Source organism: Oceanobacillus senegalensis, assembly GCF_900176885.1.
In the GTDB taxonomy this organism is placed as follows: domain Bacteria; phylum Bacillota; class Bacilli; order Bacillales; family Amphibacillaceae; genus Oceanobacillus; species Oceanobacillus senegalensis.
The window spans coordinates 3103004-3127029 of record NZ_LT839648.1 but is presented as its reverse complement, the minus strand read 5'-3'; the positions used below and the strand labels follow the sequence as shown (position 1 = coordinate 3127029).

General features: G+C 36.1%; 23 protein-coding genes. 17 read left to right on the top strand and 6 right to left on the bottom strand.

Translation table 11 applies throughout. The features are described 5' to 3' along the window. Window positions 1-20: 20 nt before the first annotated feature. Entirely contained in the window at window positions 21-680 is a 660-nt protein-coding gene (locus tag CAO17_RS15080; protein ID WP_085993462.1) for an amino acid ABC transporter permease, read from the top strand. Next, window positions 673-1395, top strand: a complete 723-nt coding sequence (locus CAO17_RS15075; protein ID WP_085993461.1) for an amino acid ABC transporter ATP-binding protein — start codon at window positions 673-675, stop codon at window positions 1393-1395. Before CAO17_RS15080 ends, CAO17_RS15075 begins: the two co-directional genes overlap by 8 nt. Window positions 1396-1562: 167 nt before the next feature. On the opposite strand, the gene CAO17_RS15070 is transcribed toward CAO17_RS15075, so the two are convergent. Continuing rightward, on the bottom strand, window positions 1563-2039 hold the full coding sequence (locus CAO17_RS15070; protein WP_085993460.1) for a glutathione peroxidase: 477 nt from the start codon (window positions 2037-2039) through the stop codon (window positions 1563-1565). 209 nt (window positions 2040-2248) lie between these two features. Here CAO17_RS15070 and CAO17_RS15065 point away from each other — a divergent pair, with 209 nt between their 5' ends. Both CAO17_RS15065 and CAO17_RS15060 read left to right on the top strand, forming a co-directional pair. Next, on the top strand, window positions 2249-2539 hold the full coding sequence (locus CAO17_RS15065) for a helix-turn-helix domain-containing protein (RefSeq protein ID WP_085993459.1): 291 nt from the start codon (window positions 2249-2251) through the stop codon (window positions 2537-2539). Next, window positions 2536-3408, top strand: coding sequence for an IS3 family transposase (locus CAO17_RS15060; RefSeq protein ID WP_085993458.1), 873 nt, complete (start codon window positions 2536-2538; stop codon window positions 3406-3408). Before CAO17_RS15065 ends, CAO17_RS15060 begins: the two co-directional genes overlap by 4 nt. A 156-nt stretch (window positions 3409-3564) precedes the next feature. On the opposite strand, the gene trhO is transcribed toward CAO17_RS15060, so the two are convergent. Beyond that, window positions 3565-4542, bottom strand: coding sequence for an oxygen-dependent tRNA uridine(34) hydroxylase TrhO (gene trhO, locus CAO17_RS15055; RefSeq protein ID WP_085993457.1), 978 nt, complete (start codon window positions 4540-4542; stop codon window positions 3565-3567). Window positions 4543-5085: 543 nt separating this feature from the next. On the opposite strand from trhO, the gene CAO17_RS15050 reads away from it, so the two are divergent. From CAO17_RS15050 to CAO17_RS15035, 4 genes are all read left to right on the top strand, one after another. Further along, a complete protein-coding gene (locus CAO17_RS15050; RefSeq protein ID WP_085993456.1) occupies window positions 5086-7932 on the top strand; it encodes a 2-oxoglutarate dehydrogenase E1 component in 2847 nt (948 codons plus the stop codon). Between the two features lie 295 nt (window positions 7933-8227). Beyond that, window positions 8228-8425 (top strand): cold shock domain-containing protein, encoded by a 198-nt coding sequence (locus tag CAO17_RS15045; RefSeq protein WP_017795660.1) that lies wholly within the window; start codon window positions 8228-8230, stop codon window positions 8423-8425. Window positions 8426-8945: 520 nt separating this feature from the next. Further along, window positions 8946-9635 (top strand): class I SAM-dependent methyltransferase, encoded by a 690-nt coding sequence (locus CAO17_RS15040; RefSeq protein WP_085993455.1) that lies wholly within the window; start codon window positions 8946-8948, stop codon window positions 9633-9635. 1 nt (window position 9636) lies between these two features. Next, entirely contained in the window at window positions 9637-9936 is a 300-nt protein-coding gene (locus CAO17_RS15035; RefSeq protein WP_085993454.1) for a hypothetical protein, read from the top strand. 81 nt (window positions 9937-10017) lie between these two features. Here CAO17_RS15035 and CAO17_RS15030 read toward each other — a convergent pair whose 3' ends face one another. Next, window positions 10018-10893 (bottom strand): NAD(P)-dependent oxidoreductase, encoded by an 876-nt coding sequence (locus tag CAO17_RS15030; protein WP_085993453.1) that lies wholly within the window; start codon window positions 10891-10893, stop codon window positions 10018-10020. A gap of 241 nt (window positions 10894-11134) precedes the next feature. On the opposite strand from CAO17_RS15030, the gene CAO17_RS15025 reads away from it, so the two are divergent. Then, on the top strand, window positions 11135-11821 hold the full coding sequence (locus CAO17_RS15025) for a TraR/DksA C4-type zinc finger protein (protein WP_085993452.1): 687 nt from the start codon (window positions 11135-11137) through the stop codon (window positions 11819-11821). A 47-nt stretch (window positions 11822-11868) separates the two neighbouring features. After that, entirely contained in the window at window positions 11869-12075 is a 207-nt protein-coding gene (locus tag CAO17_RS15020) for a zinc ribbon domain-containing protein (RefSeq protein WP_085993451.1), read from the top strand. Between the two features lie 35 nt (window positions 12076-12110). Here the strand turns inward: CAO17_RS15020 and CAO17_RS15015 are convergent, their stop codons facing one another. Further along, entirely contained in the window at window positions 12111-13580 is a 1470-nt protein-coding gene (locus tag CAO17_RS15015; RefSeq protein WP_245831858.1) for a S1C family serine protease, read from the bottom strand. A gap of 279 nt (window positions 13581-13859) precedes the next feature. On the opposite strand from CAO17_RS15015, the gene CAO17_RS15010 reads away from it, so the two are divergent. The 7 genes from CAO17_RS15010 to CAO17_RS14980 all read left to right on the top strand — a co-directional run bounded on the left by CAO17_RS15010 (window position 13860) and on the right by CAO17_RS14980 (window position 22841). Next, entirely contained in the window at window positions 13860-14549 is a 690-nt protein-coding gene (locus tag CAO17_RS15010; protein WP_085993450.1) for a response regulator transcription factor, read from the top strand. Then, window positions 14549-15889, top strand: a complete 1341-nt coding sequence (locus CAO17_RS15005; RefSeq protein ID WP_085993449.1) for a sensor histidine kinase — start codon at window positions 14549-14551, stop codon at window positions 15887-15889. The genes CAO17_RS15010 and CAO17_RS15005 overlap by 1 nt, the downstream gene beginning before the upstream one ends. 87 nt (window positions 15890-15976) lie before the next feature. Beyond that, window positions 15977-17806 (top strand): translational GTPase TypA, encoded by a 1830-nt coding sequence (gene typA / locus CAO17_RS15000; protein ID WP_085993448.1) that lies wholly within the window; start codon window positions 15977-15979, stop codon window positions 17804-17806. 281 nt (window positions 17807-18087) lie between these two features. Continuing rightward, window positions 18088-20013, top strand: a complete 1926-nt coding sequence (gene treP / locus CAO17_RS14995; protein ID WP_085993447.1) for a PTS system trehalose-specific EIIBC component — start codon at window positions 18088-18090, stop codon at window positions 20011-20013. Window positions 20014-20050: 37 nt separating this feature from the next. Next, window positions 20051-21691: an alpha,alpha-phosphotrehalase gene (treC, locus tag CAO17_RS14990; RefSeq protein ID WP_085993446.1), complete on the top strand. Its 1641-nt coding sequence runs from the start codon at window positions 20051-20053 to the stop codon at window positions 21689-21691. A gap of 90 nt (window positions 21692-21781) precedes the next feature. Continuing rightward, a complete protein-coding gene (gene treR / locus CAO17_RS14985; protein WP_085993445.1) occupies window positions 21782-22501 on the top strand; it encodes a trehalose operon repressor in 720 nt (239 codons plus the stop codon). Between the two features lie 67 nt (window positions 22502-22568). Further along, window positions 22569-22841 carry a YkvA family protein gene (locus tag CAO17_RS14980; RefSeq protein ID WP_085993444.1) on the top strand — a complete coding sequence of 91 codons (273 nt, stop codon included), beginning with the start codon at window positions 22569-22571 and terminating at the stop codon, window positions 22839-22841. 16 nt (window positions 22842-22857) lie between these two features. Here CAO17_RS14980 and CAO17_RS14975 read toward each other — a convergent pair whose 3' ends face one another. Next, window positions 22858-23712 carry a dimethylarginine dimethylaminohydrolase family protein gene (locus CAO17_RS14975; RefSeq protein WP_085993443.1) on the bottom strand — a complete coding sequence of 285 codons (855 nt, stop codon included), beginning with the start codon at window positions 23710-23712 and terminating at the stop codon, window positions 22858-22860. Between the two features lie 58 nt (window positions 23713-23770). Further along, window positions 23771-23953, bottom strand: coding sequence for a hypothetical protein (locus CAO17_RS14970; RefSeq protein ID WP_085993442.1), 183 nt, complete (start codon window positions 23951-23953; stop codon window positions 23771-23773). Window positions 23954-24026 lie beyond the last annotated feature (73 nt).

The window sequence follows — 24026 nt, the reverse complement described above, 5'->3', positions numbered from 1 at the left end:
CAGAAATGAGGTGTTAGGGCATGAATTTGGATTTTAGCCAAATCGTGCCTTATATTCCTTTTATCTTAGAGGGAATATGGGCAACATTAGAATTTGTTATCGTTTCTATTTTAATAGGACTTGTATTAGGTACGCTATTGGCGTTATGTAAAATTACAAATGCTCCTTTCTTGAAAGGACTTGCTAACGCATATACATCCATCTTCCGTGGAACTCCCCTTATTCTGCAATTAATGATTATTTATTTTGCAGTTCCACAACTTACCGGATATGATATCCCAGCATTTTTATCCGCTATATTAGCATTTGGTTTAAACTCAGCAGCATATGTATCGGAAATTATTCGTGCTGGTATTATGGCAGTTGATAAGGGCCAAACAGAGGCTGCAGAAGCCTTAGGTGTTCCCTACCGACCTATGATGTTAAATATCATTTTACCGCAAGCAATTAAAAATATATTACCTGCTTTAATGAATGAGTTCATTACATTAACAAAAGAATCCGCTATTGTTTCTACAATTGGTTATTTAGACCTTATGCGTAGGGCTCAGATAGTTGGTGCGGATATATATAGAAACTTTGAACCCTTATTAATAGCGGGTGCGATATACTGGGTAATGGTATTCATACTTACTAAAATTGGTCAAGCAGTAGAACGGAGGATGAGACAAAGTGATTAAGGCATCTAAGATAACGAAAATCTTTGGGAAAAATACCGTTTTAAAAAATATATCTACAACGATTAATCAAGGGGAAGTTGTTGCTGTTATAGGTCCTTCAGGTTCAGGGAAATCCACCTTTTTAAGATGTTTAAATCTATTAGAAGAGCCCACAACAGGTGATATTTATATTGAAGATAAAAAAATCACAGAAAAGAAAACCAACAAATTAGAGATTAGGAAGAATATCGGAATGGTTTTCCAGCATTTTCATCTATTTCCTCATATGACGGTTTTAGAAAATGTTACGTATGCACCACAAAAGGTAAAAAATAAATCGAAAACAGATGCAGAAAAAATAGCAAAGGACTTACTAGCAAAGGTTGGTTTAACGGAGAAGGAAGACGCGTATCCTAATCGACTTTCTGGTGGACAGAAGCAGCGTGTTGCGATAGCTAGAGCACTAGCGATGGAGCCGGAAATCATGTTATTTGACGAGCCAACTTCTGCCCTAGACCCCGAAATGGTAAAAGAAGTATTAGACGTAATGAAAGACCTAACCGATACAGGGATGACTATGGTCATTGTCACTCATGAGATGAATTTTGCAAAGGAGGTTGCAGATAAAGTCTTATTTTTGGATGATGGGGTTCTTTTAGAAGAAGGAGATCCAAAGGAATTTTTCAATCAACCGAAAACGGACCGGGCAAGAGACTTTTTGGCTAAGGTGTTATAAAGTAGAGCTTCAAACAGTAGAGGGGTTTTACCCACCTAAAAGGATTCGTTTTTCCGCCATTTTTGAGGTAGGGTATTACTACCTCTTAACTGCGATAAATCCTTATATGGGAGGAGCCACTTGTGGAAAATAAGTGGCTCTTATTCTATTAATAACCTTTTAAGTAATCAAGTTAGCAGTTTTTCAATATCTTTTTCAAGATTCATTGGTTTTGTTTGTGGTGCATAACGCTTCATGACAGAACCATTTTTATCTACAAGAAACTTCGTGAAATTCCATTTGATTTTTTCAGTCAGTAATCCTTTTGCTTCATATGTTAAATATGTAAATAGTGGATGGGCTGTTTGGCCATTAACATCAATCTTACTGAACATGGGAAATGTTACTCCATAATTAAGTTGACAGAAATCCGATATTTCCTTATCAGTTCCAGGATCTTGACTACCAAATTGGTTGCAAGGAAAACCAAGAATTGCGAAGCCTTGATCTTTATATTTATTATACAATTGTTGTAATTCTTTAAATTGTGGTGTAAATCCACATTGACTTGCTGTATTTACGATAAGTAAAACCTTACCTTTATAATCTTCTAATGATTTTTCCTCTCCATTTATAGTTTTAGCCGAGAATTGATATACATTCATCGTTTAGAACACCTCCTATTGTAAGAATAACAGTTTCATTACTCAGTAGTCAAAATATTAGGATAAATTAGAAGAACTGCTGATAAATTTCGCTGATAACTATGATATTGTACCTATATAGTAGACAGTTTTAGAAAAACGCCCATTATACCTTTAATAGTGGTAAATATAGGTTCGTTTTGTACATCAGGGGAGGAACAGAGGAAGTAATGAAAAAGAGACAGTATTCAGTCGAGTTAAAAAAACAAGCAGTTGAGATGTATTTAGAGGGTTATTCAGGTAGAGAAGTGGCGAAAAAGTTAGATATAAAAAATGAAAGAAGAGTAACGGAGTGGGTAAGTAAAGCTAAAGAAGGTGGATTCCAGGCACTTGATGATAAAAGAGGGTTAATGAGTAAGGGGAAAAGTAAAAAGGAAGAATGGAGCTTAGAGGAGAAGTATGAACGGTTAAAATTAGAGAATGAGTACTTAAAAAAGTTGTTGGATCTGAAAAGGGGGTGAATGACAAGGAAGTTCAGTATGCTTTTATACATGCCAATTCGAAGCAATATCCGATTAGTAGAATTGTGGATATTACAAATGTTTCGCGTGCGGGTTATTACAAATGGCTAAATCGAAAGGGAGGCAATGAACAAGATAAAAAAGATGAGGAATTATTGTCTTATATTCTAAAGATATTCGAGGAACATAAAGGGATTTACGGGCGAAGGCGTATCAAAATAGAGTTGGAGAATGAATACAAATTACAGGTAAATGAGAAGCGAATTTCTAGAATAATGAAAAAGTATGGATTGCAATGCAAGATTAGAAGAAAACGGTTTAAGCATCGTCCACAACCACATGGAAATATACCGAACTTATTAAATCGAAATTTTAAGGCAATCAAACCAGGAATAAAATTTGCGATTGATATAACCTATGTCCCGGTAAAAAAGGGGCCGCAGAAATGGGAGTATGTCTGTGCGATTAAGGATTTATATAACGGGGAGATTGTTAGTCAAGCCATGGGGAGCAGTCAGGAGCTAAAGCTTGTACACAGAGCCTTAGATGGATTGAAAAAGAAAGGGTATGTGAAAGGAGCCATTCTACATAGTGATCAAGGGTTCCAATTCACACACCACGGTTACATCAATCGTCTAAAAAGAATGGATATAACCCAATCCATGTCCCGCAGAGGCAACTGCTGGGACAATGCATGCATCGAGAATTTCTTTGGCCATTTAAAAAATGAAATGTATCAGTTCACTGAACCAGAAACACCAATTGAAATTCGCGAAGCTGTAGATTCATATATTCATTATTATAACAATAAAAGAGTACAAACGAAACTGAAAATGAGTCCTATTCAATATCGGGTGAATGCTGCTTAAAATTAAGCGTTTTTAAGTTTGTCTACTTGACAGGTGCATGTGCACTAAGGAGAAACGCTATAAACCAGGAAGAAGGTCTAAAAGCTACTCCCAACTACATATTTTCTGTATTAACATTAAATATAAAAAAAGGCGACCATTGTTGGTCACCTTTTTTTAAGCTTCTTGCTGCTCTAATGTTTCACCAAGTGCTTCAAGTCTTGCTTGAACTTCTTCATTCGTTAAGTTGTGTTCTTTAATATACATGTTGCGAGGGTGAACACGGCATTCATGTGTACAACCACGCATATATTTATGCTCGTTTTCCTCTGAGCAAAGAATTTGTTTATTACATTCAGGGTTTGCACAATTTACATAGCGTTCACAAGGCTGTCCGTCAAAATAGTCTTCGCCTACGACAACATGTTCTTTTTGATTGATTGGAACTGAGATTCGTTCGTCAAATACATAACATTTTCCATCCCAAAGCTCACCTTGAACTTCTGGATCCTTTCCGTATGTTACGATTCCCCCATGTAATTGGGCAACATCTTCAAAGCCTTCTTTAATCATCCAACCAGTGAATTTCTCACAACGAATTCCACCAGTACAGTACATTAAGACTTTTTTTCCTTCAATTAAATGTTTATTTTTACGAACCCATTCAGGTAATTCACGGAAGGTTTCGATATCTGGTCGAATAGCCCCGCGGAAATGACCTAAGTCATACTCATAATCATTACGCGCATCAAGGATAACTGTATCTTCTCGTTGCATCGCTTCATACCATTCTTTCGGACTTAGGTTTTCACCAGTTAATTCTTTTGGATCAATATCCTCTTCTTCATCTAAACGAAGTGTAACCAATTCTTTGCGAGGGCGTACATGCATTTTCTTAAAGGCATGCCCTTCATGCTCATCTATTTTGAACACTAATTCACTGAAACGAGGATCATTGTGCATCGTTTCCATATACTTATTAGTTGCTTCAACTGTTCCAGAAACGGTACCGTTAATACCTTCATGAGCTACGAGAATTCTTCCTTTTAAACCGATGTCTTTACAAAATTGTAGGTGTTCTGCTGCGAAGCCTTCAGGATCTTCGATATCTACATAATGATAGTACAGCAAAACACGGTAATCTTTATTTTCCATTTTTTTACCACCTGTTCCATTTATATTTGCAAGATACAAATGTTTTTGGTAGTCGCTTTTTTATTTTTATCTTGCAACACAATATTCTATCATGATTAATAGAGAATTACTACCTTTTTAGAGTAGATGCAGATATTGTCAGAAAATCGTCGGAATTCCCTTTCATTCTTTTTAGAAATGTAATATGATAGTTTATATAGATGGTGTAAGTGCTTACAGCAAGTGTTTTTTATGAAAGGGGTATTTATGAAAAGGAATAAATATAATTATCCTTATTATACGTGATACGTGCAAAATAGTTTATATACCTATAATATAGGTATGAGTAATAAACAAATGTTCCATACACCATAAGATTAAAATAGGATAAAATGAATGAACTATTAGAGGAACAAACGAAGGATTAGTAAGAATGAAATAGCAGTTGTTTTGGTAAAAAATATTTTAAATTCCCGATTATAATTATCTTAAAGTGGGAATTGTTAAAAATGGTATGTAATAAATTACGTTATCTTACTATATAAAATTTAGGAGTGTAACAAGATGGATAATAATAATGGGGCGAATCCATGGGCAGATGTGACGGGTCCTAATCTGGGCTATCTTCTAGAGCAATATGATTTATATTCCAATAATCCAGAGTCAGTTGATACGAGTTTGAAAGAATTATTTGATCAATGGGGAGAACCGGAACACAGTGATTACAAGGGTGACATTCGTGATAACGTCTCTATTTCACCGAATGTATTGATTAATAAGATGAGAAAACTGGTATCCGCTATTACTTTAGCGGAGAATATACGAACATATGGACATCAAGAAGCTGACATTTATCCGTTAGAAAAACAGTCATTAAATAAATTATTAGATATATCGTCTTATCATTTAAGTGAACAGGATTTGAAAGAAATCCCTGCAGAATTTATATGTAAAGCAAATAAAGATCTTAGTGATGGTCTATCGGCAATCAAATATTTAAAAGAAATTTATACGTCTACTGTTGGTTTTGAAGTACAGCATATGCAGCAAGAAGAAAAAGAGTGGCTTATCGAGAAAATTGAGAGTGGTTTTTGTTTAGGTGGTATTACGGAAGACAAAAAAATAGAACTTCTTCAAAGTCTATTTGCAGCTGAGGGATTTGAGCAATTCTTAGGTAAAATGTATGTGGGACAAAAACGCTTTTCTGTTGAAGGCTTGGAATCATTAGTCCCGGCTATGAATGAGATTGCTCGACTGTCAGCAGAAGATAATTTGGATGATGTCATTATATCCATGGCCCATCGTGGAAGGTTGAATGTCCTGACGCATGTATTGGAGAAGCCATATGAGGCAATGTTCTCTCAGTTTCAGCATTCGAATTGGGAAAACAGTGATCCAAGCTTAGAAATAACTGAAGGTGCAACAGGGGATGTAAAGTATCATTTAGGGGCTGTGAAAAAGAAAGAATTTGGAAATAAGGAAGTTACGGTTACATTAGCAAATAACCCAAGTCACTTAGAAATTGCTGGTACTGTAGCAGAAGGCTATACTAGAGCAGCGCAAGAGGAACGTTCGGAAAAAGGATATCCTAAGCAAGATGTATCAAAGGCATTAGCTGTGCTGGTTCATGGGGATGCAGCATTTACTGGTCAGGGTGTTGTAACAGAAATGCTTAATTTCGCTAACACGAAGGCTTATGGTACAGGTGGAACGATTCATGTGATTGCAAATAACTGTATTGGATTTACAACAGTACCAGAAGATGACCGTTCAACGAAAAATCCAAGTGATATTGTGAAGGGCTATAACGTTCCAATTATTCATGTAAACGCTGATGATCCTGAAGCATGTCTAAAAGCAGTAAAATTTGCCTTTTTGTATCGTCAAACTTTCCATAAAGATGTACTAATTAATTTAATTGGTTATCGTAGGCTAGGGCACAATGAAATGGATGAACCACGTACAACTAGTCCACTTATCTATCAAAACGTTGACCAACATCCTACTATAACAGCGTTATATAAGGAAAGGTTATTATCTGAAGGATCTATACCAGAGGATAAAATTAATGAAGTCAAAGAGAACGTACAAAATAAATTTAAACAGGCCTACCAAAACATTAATCAAGAAAAAGAACCATTAAGAACGATGGAAGAGCGTCATTCTTTATATTCTAGTGAGTTACCAGAAGTGGATACTTCGGTAGATAAGGACATATTAACCAAAATTAATAATGAACTACTAGAGTGGCCTGAAGGATTCAATGTATTTGGTAAACTGAAAAAGATATTAAATCGTAGAAAAGATGCCTTTGAAAAACATAAAAAAATAGATTGGGGACATTCAGAAACATTGGCATTTGCATCCATTCTAAAAGATGGAACTCCAATACGCTTAACAGGCCAAGATTCTGAACGTGGAACATTCTCCCATCGCAATATTGTCTTATCGGATGAAAAGACAGGGGAGAAGTATAGTCCTCTCCATAAACTTAGCTCGGCGAATGGCTCGTTTGCCATTCATAACAGTACGCTTTCGGAAGCGGCTGTTTTAGGATTCGAATATGGGTATGATGTCTATTCTAAGGAAACGCTTGTTTTATGGGAAGCACAGTTTGGTGATTTTGCAAATGGTGCACAGGTGATTTTTGATCAGTTTGTTTCATCAGGAAGAGAAAAATGGGGACAAAAATCCGGTTTAGTCATGTTGCTTCCACATGGATATGAAGGACAGGGCCCCGAGCATTCTAGTGCTAGATTAGAACGCTTTTTACAGCTTGCTGGTGAAAATAACTGGACGGTTGCAAATTTATCTACATCAGGGAACTACTTCCATATTCTAAGAAGGCAGGCAGCATTACTTCAAACGGATGAAGTACGACCACTGGTAATTATGTCACCGAAAAGCTTGTTGCGGAATGCTACAGCAGGGGTATATTTAGAAGAACTGACAAATGGAGAGTTTAAGCCAATTATGGAGGAACCTAATTTAGTGAATAATCCAGACAACGTGAAGAGAGTTGTTTTCTCTACAGGTCGTTTAGCTATCGAATTATCTGAAAAGGTTGCAGAGGATAGAGAATCCTATGATTGGTTAGATATCGTTAGAATAGAGGAGTTGTATCCATTCCCGAAAGAACAAATTAGTCGTGTATTAGATAAATTTAAAAACCTAGAAGAGGTCGTTTGGACGCAGGAAGAGCCACAAAACATGGGTGCTTGGACTTATATATCCTCTAAATTGCAGGAATTAGTGTCCAGTGATATCAAAGTTACCTATAACGGCCGTCCGGATATGGCAAGCCCTTCTGAAGGGGATCCACTTGTTCATAAAGAAGAGCAAAATAGAATTATTACGAATGCTATAACACCAACTATGAAACAAAAAGCAGCAGTGCGTAAGATTGGGTAACGTTTAAGAAACAGGCCACAGCAGTTGGGGCCTGTTTCTTTTAGTGCAGGTTAAGAGGCAGTATTAGCAAGTAGTTTAAATTCAATTGCAAAATCTTAAACGAAGACAAGACAGGATGTTGTTTCTTAAAAGTTTTATGGAAATTTTGATAAAAGCTTGCAATTTGATTCAGAAAAAGGTAAAGTAAGGATAGCAAAAGGAAATTGGAGCAATACTTTACGACCTCCGGTAAGGAGCTGTAAAAGTATTTTTGTTCAATTACTTTGCAGCAAAAAGTTATAAGGAGGTCATATTTATGACTGGTAAAGTAAAATGGTTTAATGCAGAAAAAGGTTTCGGTTTCATCGAGCGCGAAGATGGAGACGATGTATTCGTACACTTCTCAGCAATTCAAGCTGAAGGATTCAAAACTCTTGAAGAAGGTCAAGACGTTGAATTTGAAATCGTTGAAGGAAACCGTGGACCACAAGCAGCTAACGTTGTGCGTCTATAATAAATAAAAATATCCAAGGTTTATCTCATTTTATGGGGTAAACCTTTTTTAATTTGTTAATCAATTTTTTGTTCCGTTGTATATGTAGGGGAGTTAAATATAAATACCCCCCTACTATACTGTTTCATAGTGGTTTGACTTTTAAATGTGCAGTGCGTTTAAAAATCAAACAATATATTGATTTTACATTTATTTTGTATTCTCTGTCTTATTGATTTTTCCTTCTAAAAACGTTAGCAATGGATACTTCATTTCCTCCTTTTGCAATAACACGTTTATCTATTATATATTTTAGAAAAAGGTGATTAGAACCAAATTCCTAGGTATAAATACTTTTTTAGAAATGGTGAAGGGGATTAAGTGATAGGATGACGGGATATTTTCCTATATAAATAAAACATGATAAGGTTTAAGACATAGGATCTTTCATGTATAGTGTCAAACTATCCTCCGTGAAAAAGGATTTATATTGCTTATATCGAATATAGTTTAAGAAAGCATACCCTGGGAGGTTAGATGAATGACATTATCTTTTGACTGGAGTAAGGAAGCAGAAATACAATGGAATGACCGGGCGTTGGACTGGAGTGCCAGAAGTGTCAATATGTGGGAGACAGGAAGTAGAAAAGACATTGTTCCATTAATAACAAGTTACTTTAAAAAAGGCAGTAAAGTGCTTGATATAGGTTGTGGAGATGGTTATGGATCATATAAGCTTTATGAAGAGGGATATGATGTAACAGGGATCGATTTATCCAGTGAAATGATTGCTTTAGCCAAGCAAAAGCGTGGATTAGAGCCAATACGATTTTTACAGGGAAATGTTAATGAGCTTCCATTTAATAATCAGACTTTTGATGGCGTTATGGTAATCACAGTCCTTGAGTGGACGGAAAATCCATTACATGCCTTGCGGGAAATCAAACGAATCGTCAAAAAAGATGGTTTGATCTGTATTGGCATGCTAGGTCCAACAGCAGGGCCAAGAGAAAATGGCTATTCTAGATTATATGGGGAGAAAACAATTTCTCATACTATTATGCCATGGGAGTTATCAAGGCTAGCCTCTGAACAAAATTTAGCGTATTTGGATGGCTATGGTGTTTATAAAAAAGAAGTAATAGAAAATAATTTGGAGGGCTTGCCAATTCACTTAAAGCAAGCGTTATCCTTTATGTGGATTCATATGTTTCAAAAAGTTGGTGATTAATTTGAATAGTAAAGAAAAAGAAGAAAAGGTCATTCGAAATTATCAGGAAAACGAGAAAATGATGATTTTGATTTTTGCGCAATGGTGTATTAATCATGATTTACAGCCTGAAGAGATATATAACCAGGCATATCCAAATCAACCTAAAAATAGTACTTTAATGGAAGTTATCGATCAGACGGTTCCTAAACAGGAAGCTGAAAAGATAGAGGATGAAACTGTTTTAAATGTTTTACAGCTTTTTGGTAATAATGATTTAGCATTTGTTGTTCAAAGCGAGATAGAAAAACGTAAAAAATAAAAATAGGTTAATTCCTATCCTAGCAAAAACAAAGAGCTCGTATTCGCCTAGTTACTAGCGAATGCGAGCTTATAATTATAGTTATTGTTCAAATAACTTAATTAATGCCTGTGTACCGCTGTCTTCCTCGCCTTTTTCGGCAAGCTCTTTATAAAGGTTTAATGAAAGTTCTAATCCTGGTGTAGACAGACCCAATTCTTTAGCCGATTCTAAAGCAATTGTCATATCCTTAATAAAATGTTTCACGTAGAAACCAGGAGCAAAATCTTCATATAGCATGCGTGGTGCTAATTTAGAAAGGGAGAAACTTGCTGCTGCTCCGGTAGAAATACTTTCCAGAACACGTTCAGGGTCTAGTCCAGCTTTTCTCGAAAAGGCAATGGCTTCGCAAACACCGACCATATTTGAAGCTATTGTGATTTGGTTTGCTAATTTTGTATACTGTCCAGCGCCGGCCTCTCCTTGTAATTTAATATTTTCCCCCATCGCCTGAAAAATCGGAAGCAACTCATCAAATGCTTTTTGTTCACCACCGACCATGATGGCAAGTGTCTTGTTTTTTGCTCCAATGTCACCTCCGGATACAGGTGCATCTAGTGCTTGTACATCCTTTTTAGCAGCATTTTCATAAATTTCAATGGCAAGAGAAGGACTAGATGTTGTCATATCAATAACATAGGAATTTGCCTTGGCATTCTCTATAATGCCTTCCGATCCAAAGTAAACCTGCTTGACATCGGATGGATAACCAACCATCGTGATAATCACATCAGAGTCCATTGCCAAATCTTTAATGGTTCTTTTCCATACAGCCCCATCTTGGATTAGGTCTTCTGCTTTTGATTTTGTACGTGTATAAATATTAATGGAATAGCCTGCCTTTTTTAGGTTATATGCCATACTTTTACCCATTACACCAATTCCAACGAATCCAATTTTACTACTTTTTGTTAACATAAAATCCTACACTCCTCTCTCCAATAAGTATTTAATTATCTATTTTAAATCATACCGCTTTTCATTCTATTTAACAATATTTGTAAGGATAGACATCGGTAGATGATACGTAGAGGATAGAATTCCCGATATTGACATGATTTGGAGAAGTTTGTAAAGAATCAATCCAAAGCAGTTACACATAGTATAGATAGTAATCATTTTTTAGCCACACATATTGAATTAATGGAGGCTGGTCATCATGATCACAAATGAGCAACTATTACAGTGTAAAACTGCTTTAATACAACGACAAAATGAGTTAATTTATCATGTACAAGACCATTATGGAAGAACACTTGAAATGGCAAAGGAATCTGTTGGAGAATTATCAAATTATGATAATCACCCAGGGGATATGGGGACGGAACTATATGAAAGGGGAAAGGACACAGCACTAAATGAGCATGTGGAAAAAGAATTAGAAGAAATTAATGAAGCATTGCATGCCATTGAAGAGGGGACATATGGTATTTGTACGCAGTGTGGGGAAGATATTCCATATGAACGCTTGGTAGCCATGCCGACTACGGACCGTTGTATCAAACACGCAAAAAAACAAACGTTTGATCATCCTCGTACCATCGAGGAAGAGGTCTTCTCTCCGAATATTAACCCGAATGAAGTAACCGATGAAGAGCAGGTTGGTTATGATGCAGAGGATGCATGGCAGGAAGTAAGTCGCTATGGAACCAGTGAAACAACAGCGGATTTTTTTAGTGATATCGAAAATTATGATGATATGTACCCAAACAGTGATGAGAATGTTGGTTATGTGGAGGATTATGAAAACTTTGCTGAAGCGGATATCGACGGGAAATTTATAGGGGTTTCCCCGAATCATAAAAAATATGAAGTTGATGATGGAACAGATGATGAAGAAGATTGAAACATTTCCCCTTATTTTTCGTATTACCTAATAAGAGGTGATAAATCATGCGGGAAAATAAAGGCTGTATAAAATGTGGAAGTACTAGAGCAAATCAGAAGGAAGTAGCCATGACAGGAACTGGGCTTTCCAAAATGTTCGATGTACAGAACAATCAATTCTTGGTTGTTTACTGTGAGGATTGTGGATATTCCGAATTCTATAATAAAAAGAGTTCAAGTGGAAGCAATATTTTTGATTTGTTTTTTGGATAAAAAGACAGGTACTCTTAATGAGCACCTGTTCTTTTTTATTCTTCATTTTTCATTTCAGCTAGTTCTAATTTTGTTGTTTGTATTTCACCGTTGCGGAGGAACTCTATTTCAACTTCGTCCCCAACAGTTGTTTCGGAATATAGATATTTTCTTAATTCTAAAATAGAAGTTACTTTGTTTCCATCTATTTTTGTAATGATATCAAACTTTTGCAGACCGGCTTGCTCGGCAGGTGAGTTCGGTTGAACGTTAGCAATGACCATACCGCCTTCAATATTTTCAGGTAAGTTTATTTCGTAACGGTATTGTGGTGGTACTTGATACAGGGAAGCGGTCGAGATTCCAATCTGTGGTCTAGTTACCTCCCCACTGGTTTCTAATTGTTCCATAATTGGTAAGGCAGAGTCAATTGGAATGGCAAAGCCGATTCCCTCTACAGCACCTTGGGCAATTTTCATGGAATTAATACCAATTACCTCACCCTCGGAATTTACTAGTGCGCCACCACTGTTACCAGGGTTAATGGCTGCATCTGTTTGTAGAACTTCTGTTACCCAGTCTGGTTGACGGTCACTATTGGTATCAACAGCAACAGAACGATTTAATCCACTAATAATACCTTTTGTCACGGAATTAGCAAACTCAAGACCTAATGGGTTACCAATAGCCAGTACCGTTTCCCCAACTATAAGATCCTTAGAAGTTCCGATATTTGCGACCGTATTAACTTTGTCTCCATTAATTTCTAATACAGCTAAATCAGTTAATGAATCCTCTCCAAGAACTTTTGCTGAAATCCGTTCTTCATCGTTTAGTACCACTTCAACCTGCTGTGCCCCGTCTACCACATGCTGATTAGTAACTACATAGGCTTTCCCGTTTTCTTTCTTATAAATGATTCCTGAACCTGTTCCGGCCTCTTCACTATCTGTCCAAATACTTTGCTGTTGTAAATTTACAACACCAACCACCGCTTTAGATACTTCTTCTATGTTTGTTGATACATTAGCATCTTCTGATGAAAGTTCTTTTACCATTGGGGTTCCATCTACTTGAACTGCTTCTTCACTTGAATCATTGGTGGAATTAGAAGAACCAGATTCGATTTCTACCAATCCTCCTGTTAGAAGTAAAACAACCATTACTGCAGAAACAACACCACCAATTATCCCACCCAAAATTCCAGTTACCAAAGGATTCCTTTGTTTTTGTTTTGGTTTAGAATGGTGTGATACCCTTTGCTGCTGTGTTTTATTTTGATCATTATTATGAGAATCCCCTGAAGGCTGGGATCTGAACTGCTGATTATATACGGTTTGTGAATCCTTTGGTTCATAAGTATATTGCCTATTTTCTTGATCGTGGTTTAAATCATGATCATGTTGTTCTGGATGTTGATTTTGCATAGAATCATTTTGATTTTCTTGATTGTCATCATGAAAGTTTTGTGGATAGCGTTTATCATTGTGTTCCATGAAAATCCCTTCCTTATTTATAATATTCATTAGCAAAAGTGCTTCGTTGTAATCTATGTCACTTTTGCTTTGTCTCTAATTATTTTACACTTTATAGTATAGACAGTACCAGTGGGAAGGGTTAGGGAGAAATGTGGCATAAATGTGTAAATCAATAACGAACACAATATAGAATGTGCGATGACAAGGAAGAGTGATTTAACAACTCTTTTAAAATAGTGTAAAAGTTCAATTGGTAAGGGTGTATTTATAGTTGGAAGAAGTGTAAAATATCTATTAGATAAATTTTCCAAAAAAGGTGAATCGATGATGAATTATAGTATTGGACTTGTTGAAGATGATTCAAATATCCAAAATATCGTATCGGCTTATTTGAAAAAAGAAGGATACGAAGTGTATGTGATGGATACTGCGGAAGAAGCTCTAGAGATCTGGGAAAACAGTCCTCCAAATATGTGGATACTGGATATTATGCTCCCTGGAATGGATGGATATGAACTTTGTAAAAAGATTAGGAATGAAAGTGATGTTCCGATTATTATAATTTCCGCGAAGGATGATGAAATTGACAAAATTCTCGGATTGGAGTTAGGTGGAGATGATTATTTAACAAAACCTTTTAGTCCTAGAGAATTGGTGGCTCGTGTGAAGCGGCTATTTAAGCGTGCAAAAGTTACCATGGATACTACGCAAGAAATGGATGACAAAATAATAGTAGAGAATTTGCTCATTTATAAAAATGAAAGAAGAGTATTTTGGAAGAATCATGAGCATGAAGTAACAACCAAAGAATTTGATATGTTAATGCTTTTGGCTGAAAATCCTAACCGAGCTTTCTCTCGAGATGAATTACTTATGAAAATATGGGGGAATGACTATTTTGGAAGTGATCGCGCTGTCGATGACTTAGTGAAAAGAATTCGTAAAAAGTTTGATGATATACCGATTGAAACCGTGTGGGGATTTGGATATCGAATGCGTAAAGAAGAGGATGGATAATGAAACTACAAACTCAGCTTAGCATTGCTTTTACATTTCTAATATTGGTAATTATGGCGATTGTTTGGTATGTCATATATTCCCTACTATTAGATTTACTCATACAGGATGAAAGGCGTCAGCTCAGTCAAACTGGTGAATTATTAGTTGATATTTTAAATGAACAATATAACACAACAAGAAATATTCAAGAATTCTACAATGTGCTAGAGGAACAAGATTTACAATTATTTTTATATGATCGAAACTTGGATACGGTTTTATTTTCCACCATGCCCCGTTCAGCTGCACATGGTTTCCGTGAGAATAATGACTTCTCTAATGCAACCGAAACATTATGGAATTACAAAAACGAGAAGTTTGTGACATCAAGGATTTTATTTTTACCAGAAATATCAGGAATGGAGCTCATCCTTCTTACACCTGTTGAAGATTTGCGCGTTGTTCAGGAGAGTTTTTTCTTTCGACTAATTCTTGTATTCTTAATTGGGATTTCTATTTCTATATTACTGGCTTATTTTTTCACTCGAAAATTAGTTACACCATTATCACAGCTTAAACGGCAAGTGAAGAAAATAGAGAAACGACAATTTGATGATATCAAGCATATAAAAGCCACTGGTGAAATCAAAGAAGTGGCGGAAGGCTTTTATGATATGGCAAAGGAATTACAGCGGTATATGAATTCTCAGCAAACGTTTTTCCAAAATGCAAGTCATGAATTGAAAACGCCGTTAATGACCATTCAAGGCTATGCGGAAGGAATTAAAGATGGGATATTTGATGAAAAGGAAACAGAAAAAGGCTTAAAAGTCATGGTAACAGAGGTGAACCGACTTAAGGGAATCATTAATGAGATGATTCTTTTAGCAAAACTGGATACTGAACCAACTGCATATGAACCAACAGATATTAACGTAAAAGAATTAATGGATAAAGTCGTTGATCGTACCCTTCCACTAGTTAATGAAAAGGGAATAGTATTGCAACGCAAAGTAGAAAATAATATCAATATATATGCTGACGAAGAAAAATTATTAAGAGCCTTGTTAAATATTACTGTTAACGGCATCAGACATGCTAAAAGTAAGGTAAATATACATGCAGTGAATAATAATAATGAAACCACAATTATTATAGAGGATGATGGAAAGGGAATACCTAAAGAATTAGCACCCCATATCTTTCACCGTTTTGTGAAGGGTAAAGATGGTGAGACTGGTTTAGGATTAGCCATTGCAAGAGCAATTGTTGAGCATTCACATGGGAAAATTGCAGTAGATAAGTCTGCTTTAGGTGGGGCAAAGTTTATCATTATTTTACCTGATAAAGAGGTATAAGTTTTAAAAAAAAATATTCCTATAAAGTGTTTTATGATATAATAGTATGGTTTCATGCATCTTTCTATATAAGAGGAGCGTACATTTATGCAATTAAGAGAAGATATTCGCAATATCGCAATTATTGCGCACGTTGACCATGGGAAAACAACCCTAGTCGACCAATTACTAAAATATTCCGGAACCTTTCGTGAAAATGAACATGTTGATGAGCGTGCAATGGATTCCGGTGATATAGAACGCGAACGTGGAATTACAATCTTAGCTAAAAATACTGCAGTGAAATATAATGATACAACAATAAATATTTTAGATACACCAGGACATGCTGACTTTGGTGGAGAAGTCGAACGTATTATGAAAATGGTAGATGGGGTTGCTTTGGTTGTTGATTCTTATGAAGGAACAATGCCACAAACAAGGTTTGTTTTGAAAAAAGCATTAGAACAAAAATTAACTCCCATTGTTGTTTTAAATAAAATTGACCGTCCGAATGCAAGACCAGAAGAGGTAATTGATGAAGTATTAGATTTATTTATTGAGCTAGGAGCAGATGATGAACAATTAGAATTCCCAGTAGTTTATGCTTCAGCTTTAAATGGTACATCAGGATTGGAACCAGGTGAACAAGAGGAAACAATGGATCCTGTATTTACAACCATACTAAATCACATTCCTGCTCCAGTTGATAATAGTGAGGAATCATTACAGTTTCAAGTGACTCTTCTTGATTATAATGACTACGTAGGTCGTATTGGTGTTGGGCGAGTTGTTCGTGGCTCCATAAAAGTTGGCCAGCAAGTAGTTGTTATGAAAAAAGATGGAACACAAAAGAATTTCCGTGTTTCTAAATTATTCGGATTTATTGGTTTGAAACGCATCGAAATAGAAGAGGCTCAATCCGGAGACATTGTTGCCATCTCTGGTATGGAGGATTTAAATGTTGGGGAAACCGTGTGTCCTCAGGAACATCCAGAGGCATTGCCATGGCTTCGAATTGATGAGCCAACATTACAAATGACCTTCCTAGTAAACAATAGTCCATTTGCGGGAAAAGAAGGTAAATATATTACTTCTCGTAAAATTGAAGAACGGCTAATGAAACAGTTGGAAACAGATGTTAGTTTACGAGTGGATCCAACTGAATCTCCAGATGCATGGATTGTATCTGGTCGGGGTGAATTACATTTATCCATTTTAATTGAAAACATGCGTCGTGAAGGCTTTGAATTACAGCTTTCTAAGCCTAAGGTTATCATTAAGGAAATAGATGGAGTATCATGTGAACCAGTTGAACGTGTTCAAGTAGACGTACCAGAAGAGTATACTGGAGCTATTATGGAATCTCTTGGTGAACGTAAGGGTGAAATGTTAGATATGGTAAACCAAGGTAATGGACAGGTACGACTAGAATTTAAGGTCCCTTCTCGTGGATTATTAGGCTATTCCACAGAGTTTATGTCGCAGACTCGTGGTTATGGAATCCTTAACCATACCTTTGAAGCATATGAGCCTTTAATTAAAGGACAAGTGGGTGGACGTCGTGAAGGTGTATTAGTTGCATTAGAAAACGGAAAGGCATCAACTTACGGTATTATGCAATTAGAGGATCGCGGTGTTATCTTCGTTGAACCTGGAACAGAAGTATACGCTGGGATGATTGTGGGTGAGCATAACCGTGAAAACGATCTAACCGTAAATATTACAAAAGAGAAGCACCTTACAAACGTTCGTTCAGCAACGAAGGATCAAACAGCAACTATTCGTAAAACGCGTTCCATGTCACTGGAAGAAGCACTTCAGTATTTAGATGATGATGAGTACTGTGAAGTGACTCCAGAAACAATACGTTTACGAAAGAAAATCCTAAACAAAAATGAACGAGAAAAAGCAGCCAAACGAAATAAACTAAGCTAATGAAAAGCTAGCAAATCCTTTATGGTATTTGCTAGCTTTTTTGGTGGTCCTTTGCTGTATGCTCTGCAAACATGCGCCTTTCCTCCTTTAACGTTATCCATTTTTATCCGTCGTTTCAATTAATTATAATCGGGAAAGAGAATTCGGGAACAATAAATAACGCATGAAACCATTTCCATTGCAGAATTTGTATATACAAGTTATAATTTAACGGTACAATAATTTGTATATACAAGTTAGTTCAAATAATATATGTGGTTTTACAAAGGGAGGATAAGGCTTTGGCAAATAAAGAGTTACTTTATGCACCACTAAGTGGGCCAATTACCAAGCTAGAAAACGTTCCAGACCCCACATTTTCTCAAAAAATGATGGGTGACGGATTAGCTATAGAGCCAACAGAGGGAAGAGTAGTTTCTCCGTTCGATGGAGAAATCATGCTTGTTGCAGGCACGAAGCATGCTGTTGGACTTAAAGGAAATTCTGGAGTAGAAGTCTTAATTCATATCGGTTTAGAGACGGTTGCTCTAGATGGTGAAGGATTTGAAGTTCATATACAACAAGGAGATCAGGTGGAAAAAGGAGAAACACTTGTTACATTTGACCTTGATTTCATTAAAGAAAAGGCTTCAAGTCACCTAACACCAATAATTATTACCAATGGAAGTGACTTTACTGTAAGCGGATTAACGAGTAACAAAACAGTAATTGCAGGGGAAACAGAAATTTTCCAGGCCATTTCAACAAGTGAAGAAAAACAGGAGCCTGAAGAATCAAATACTAAAAAGTCTCCAAAATCTTCTGGCTCACCATATGCGGAAGAAGCGAAGGATATCGTAGCAGCAATTGGTGGAGAAGATAATGTGGATATGGCTACCCATTGTGTTACAAGACTACGATTTGCTTTAAATGATGAGGATAAAGTAGACAGAGAAGCTTTAGAGAATATGGATGTTGTAAAAGGATCCTTTTCCACTAATGGTCAGTTCCAAGTAATCATTGGGCAAGGTACCGTAGAGAAAGTATATAAAGCAATGGTACAAAATACTGGAATTACTGAGGCAACGAAGGATGAGGTAAAGGCAGCGGGTGCTGAGCATAATCAAAATGCCTTACAACGTGGAATTAAAGTGTTGGCAGATATTTTCATTCCTATACTACCCGCAATTGTAACTGCTGGTTTATTACTTGGGATTAATAATATTTTAGTAAATCCAATATTTACAGATGAACCATTAGTTGAATTATATCCATCTATTGCAGGAATCGCGGATATGATTAATATTATTGCGAATACCGCTTTTACTTTCTTACCTGCATTAATTGGTTGGTCGGCGGTTAAACGATTTGATGGAAGTCCGCTCTTAGGGATTGTATTAGGTTTGATTCTTGTGCATCCAGCTCTAACTCCAGCAAGTGAATTTGCACAATTAGAGTTAGAAGGCACGGCACCGACATGGAATTTGTTTGGTCTTCAAATTGATCAGCTAGGTTATCAGGGGCAAGTATTACCAGTCTTGGTTGCGGCTTGGGTACTTGCTAAAATTGAGATTTGGCTTAAGAAACGTGTCCATGACTCCCTGCAACTTCTTGTAGTCGCTCCTATTGCACTACTAGTAACTGGATTTTTGGCATTTATCATCATTGGACCAGTTACGTATACAATCGGTAATTGGATAACAAATGGAGTAGTAAGTATATTTGAAGCTGTTCCATTACTAGGTGGACTTTTATATGGAGCGCTCTATGCACCACTTGTGATTACAGGTATGCATCATACATTTCTTGCGGTTGACTTACAACTAATTGGAAGTACTGGCACAACTTTCTTATGGCCTATTGTTGCTCTTTCTAATATTGCGCAAGGTTCAGCTGTGTTTGCAATCATGCTAGCAGCTAGAGATGAAAAATTAAAAGGGTTAGCTGGTACATCTGGTTTGTCCGCATATCTAGGGGTTACGGAACCTGCAATGTTCGGGGTTAACTTAAGATATAAGTTTCCATTTTACGCAGCGATTATTGGAACTGGTATTGCTGGTGCGTTCATTACTATGCAATCTGTTCAAGCATCTTCCATCGGAGTAGGTGGAATACCAGCCCCATTATCCATTGCATCGGGTATGATTTCTTTCTTAATTGGTATGGTCATCGTAATTGTCATACCGTTTATTATCACTTTCATACTTGCAAAACGTAAATTTAAATAATGGCAAGAACATTAGAAAGTAGGAGTGAATAAAGACAATGAATGAACCATGGTGGAAAAAAGCAGTTGTTTATCAAATTTATCCAAAGAGTTTCCGTGATACATCAGGGAACGGTATAGGGGATATTCGTGGGATTATCGAGAAACTTGATTACCTTCATAAATTAGGGGTCGACGTATTATGGTTGACTCCGGTATACCAATCCCCACAGAAGGATAACGGCTATGATATTAGTGATTACTATTCCATCGAACCGGCTTATGGTACGATGGAAGACTTTGAAGAGTTGTTAGAAGAGGTTCATAAACGGGATATGAAATTAATTATGGATCTTGTGATTAATCATACTTCAACGGAGCATGAATGGTTTAAGCAATCAATTTCTTCAAAGGATAATGAATACCGTGATTTTTATATTTGGAAAGAGCCTGTAGATGGAGAGGAACCAAATAATTGGCAATCCAAATTTGGTGGTTCTGCTTGGAAGTACGATGAAAAATCGGGTCAGTATTACCTTCACTTATTTGATGTAACCCAGGCTGACTTAAATTGGGAAAATAAAAAGGTTAGAGAAAAGTTAATTGAAATGATTCAGTTTTGGGCAGAAAAAGGTATTGATGGTTTCCGGTTAGATGTTATTAACCTAATTTCGAAAAATCAAGATTTTCCTAGTGATGATACTGGAGATGGACGTAAATTCTATACAGATGGACCGCGTGTTCATGAGTATTTACATGAGGTTAATCAGGCAGTCTTTTCCCCATATAACATGATGACGGTAGGAGAAATGTCATCTACTACGATAGAAAGCTGTGTCCTTTATACAAATCCAGATAGAAAAGAACTGGACATGACCTTTCAATTTCATCATTTAAAAGTAGATTATCCCAATGGTGAAAAATGGGCAAAAGCACCGTTTGATTTTATAGAATTAAAGCAAATTTTATCCAAATGGCAGGTTGGAATGCATGAGGGGAATGGATGGAATGCACTATTTTGGTGTAACCATGATCAGCCACGTGCGGTTTCCCGCTTTGGTGATGAAGGAAAATATCACAAAGAGTCAGCAAAAATGCTTGCTACGACATTGCATATGATGAAAGGAACCCCTTATATTTATCAAGGTGAAGAGTTTGGAATGACTAATCCGAACTTCAACTCGATTGAGGATTATCGTGATGTGGAATCTCTTAATGCCTTTAAGCTTTTAAAGGAACAAGGGAAGTCAGAAGCGGAAATTCTTGATATACTCAAGCAAAAATCAAGAGATAATGGACGTACACCGATGCAATGGTCGACAGAAGAAAACGCAGGCTTTTCAAAGGCAAAACCTTGGATTGATGTAGCAAAAAATTATACGGAAATCAATGCTGAAAAAGCTTTGGAAGATAGGGATTCCATATTCTATCACTATCAGAAGTTAATCGAAATGCGTAAAAAACATGATATTATAACATATGGGGACTATCAGTTGATTTTGGCAGATCACCCAGAAATCTTTGCCTACACTAGAAACTGGAATGATGAGAAACTAGTGGTTGTTGGTAATTTCTATGCAAAAGATGTTGAAGTAGATTTGCAGCTTGAAGCAAATGCTGAAGTACTATTATCCAACTATAAAGATACGAAGAAAAACGTGCTCAGACCATATGAGTCTGTTGTATATATGGTAAAATAGAAATATAATAAGATTCCTCACCTTTGTGTGAGGAATCTTATTATATAAGAGAAAGTATATAGTATAAGTATGAAAGAGTAGAGGTATATTATGGCGAGAAATAAGAAGTACTTATCCATTTACCATGATTTGGCGAAAAAAATTCAAACAAATGTTTGTCCAAAAAATACATTATTACCTTCAGAAAATGAACTAACCACTATGTATAACACTTCAAGAGAAACGATACGAAAAGCATTAAATCTTTTGGCACAAAATGGCTATATTCAAAAAGTTCGTGGAAAAGGTTCGGTTGTTCTTGACCTTAATAAGTTCTCATTCCCTGTCTCTGGTATTATAAGCTATACCGAACTAGTAGACGAGCTTGGTATGTCTAGCCAAACCATCGTAAAAGATTTAGGGTATACTGAATCAGAGGAAATCAAGAATACCTTGGGTGAAAAAAAAGATGAGCAAATATGGCATGTTACGAGGGTTCGTGAAATAAATGGAGAGAAAGTTCTTTTGGATAAAGATTATTTTAACGAAAGGATTGTTCCATTGTTAAGTAAAGAAACATGTGGGGGCTCGATTTATAAGTATATTGAAAATGAGTTGGGTTTGGTCATTAGCTTTGCTCAAAAAGAGATTGTGGTAGAAGAGCCTACTGAAGAGGATAGGGAAATGCTGGATTTAGAAGGATACTCCAATATTGTGGTTATTAGAAGTCATGTACATTTGGAGGATACTACCATTTTCCAATATTCTGAGTCAAGGCACCGCCCAGATAAGTTTCGTTTTGTAGATTTTGCTAGGAGGGTCAAAAGGTAATAATCAAGAATATAGCAATAAATCGCCTATGTACATAGGCGATTTAAACTTAAGAGGTGAAGTTAGAATGAGACGCTTTTTCCGGCGTTTATCTTTTCTATTAAAGTTGCATAAATCTATTCCGTTTTTATTTGACTTTTTTGTTTCTAGTGAAGTGAAAATCTCAAAAAAACTTTTTTTCTTGGTAACCATTTTGGGTTATTTTTTTATACCATTTGATATTATTCCTGACTTTCTGGCCTTCTTTGGAATAATTGATGATGTATCTATAGCGCTTTTTTTACTACAACAAATGGTAAAAGTAGCTCCGGAATCTTTGAAAGAAAAACATAAACTGTAAAAAGTTTATAACAAAGTTAGTTTCGGATGATTGGTAAGGTACAGCATCGAAAGGACCCACCAGATTTAATGATTTCAGAGAACTCTACTTCTATAACATGAAACCCATTCCGAGTAAGTTCCTTGTTTACTTGTTGATTTTCAGGCAAACTAATAACTTTTTTATTCCCAATAGAAAGAACATTGGTACCCATTGTAAATTGTTCTTTCTCCGTAACTTCTATTAATGTATATGATTCTTTCATTTTACGGTAGGAATCCTTATCAACACCGTCTCTGTAGAGGATAGCTGTGTCTTTACTAAGAATATTAAATGTACAGTCTAAGTGTAGAATATTTTTTCGGATGGAGACAGGTATGACGGTATGTTTGGTGAGTTTTTGCTTTAGAAGGTGAATAGCCTCCTGTGAAGTACGATCACTCACTCCAACCCAAATCTTATCTTGATCAACCATAACATCTCCACCTTCTATGGATTCTATGTCGATTTTTTGATAGGGGATTTCCTGTTCATTTAACCACTGTACTAATACTTTTTTCTCAGGTTTTCTTAATGATTTTTTAAGATAGGCAACAAAAATCTGATTGCCTACAGTAAAGCCGATATCACGGGTGTAAACCTGTTCGTTTAAGTTAGGAATGGCGTCAAATTTGACCACATCTATCCCTTCTGATTTCAGGGTTTGCACAAATTGCTCATGTTGTTCTAATGCGATGTCACGATCAATATTTTCCTTGAAATATTGACGCTGTGTTGTATTAATTACCTCTTTTATTTCCATAAATTGTGGGGGAGCGACAATCACTTGTTTTAATACATCATATTCATTAAAACATTGAACTTTGGGTTTACTATTCTTTGACGGTTGCATGATTTTTTTCCTCCAATTCATTTGAAAGCTTATAGGTAACGTATCCCAAGTGTAAGATTTATTTTCTCTTGTTCTCTTTTTTATCGTTTGGTATATATTTTGTATAGTATGCAGCGAATATGAGACTAATAAAAGCAAGCCCCCAACCGGCAATTCCACTCCAATATAAATCTAAGCCAAGTCCTAGTGCCACGAAAAATAGACTAAGTAAGATAAACACTAATGTAAGGTAGCGTTTCATCATAAATCCCCCTAAAAAAATCCTTTAATAATATTTATTTATATTCGTTTAATAATCAGAACGTGTTATTACA